This window comes from Piscicoccus intestinalis NBRC 104926, assembly GCF_001515525.1.
GTDB lineage: Bacteria > Actinomycetota > Actinomycetes > Actinomycetales > Dermatophilaceae > Kineosphaera > Kineosphaera intestinalis.
In genome coordinates this window covers 1-659 of the sequence record NZ_BCNQ01000329.1, presented here as the reverse complement: position 1 = coordinate 659, position 659 = coordinate 1, and the positions used below count along the sequence as shown (strand labels likewise).

The window sequence follows — 659 nt, the reverse complement described above, 5'->3', positions numbered from 1 at the left end:
GGCGATCATTGTCGAGGCCTACCGGCGGCTGCGCGGCAACCCTGGTGTTCGACGGATCCACGCCGAGCTGCTCGCCCTGGGCGAACGGGTCGGCAAGAATCGCGTCGCTCGCCTCATGCAGGCCGCCGGGCTGCGCGGACGCCACCCCCGCGCCTGGAAGCGCACGACCACCAGCGGCCCGGACCCGGCGCCGGCCCCAGACCTGATCGGGCGCGACTTCACAGCCGAGCGGCCGAACCAGAAGTGGTGTTCCGATATCACCTACATCAAGACCTGGAACGGTTGGGCGTATCTGGCCATAGTCATCGACCTACACTCCCGAGCCGTTGTGGGCTGGGCACTGGCCGACCACATGCGCACCGACCTTGTCATCGAGGCACTGACGCTGGCCATCGCACGCCGCCGGCCACCGGCCGGGATCATCTTTCACAGCGAACCTGCCCAATTCACATCGGCCGAATTCGGGCTCTTCACAATCGAGGGTGTAGGTGGGGTTTGAATCCGCCGGTCTCGAGCAGTGATCTGGCGATGTAGTGGGTGAGGTTCCGGAAGCCCAGGGCGGAACCGCGGAGGTGTTCGAGGCGGCCGTTCAGGGCTTCGGTAGGGCCGTTCGACGTGCCGGGTCGGTCGAAGTAGGCCAGCACGTCGGTGGCGCGTTT

2 protein-coding genes are annotated in these 659 nt (G+C 66.6%); one reads left to right on the top strand and one right to left on the bottom strand.

From position 1 onward, the window contains the following. Positions 1 to 499: IS3 family transposase (locus PINTE_RS21530; protein WP_157087468.1), on the top strand; the 499-nt coding region annotated here is incomplete at its 5' end. On the opposite strand, the gene PINTE_RS22375 is transcribed toward PINTE_RS21530, so the two are convergent. Next, the coding region (locus tag PINTE_RS22375; RefSeq protein ID WP_174524010.1) for a transposase at positions 471 to 659 on the bottom strand (189 nt) is incomplete at its 5' end. The two genes, PINTE_RS21530 and PINTE_RS22375, sit on opposite strands and share 29 nt — an antisense overlap.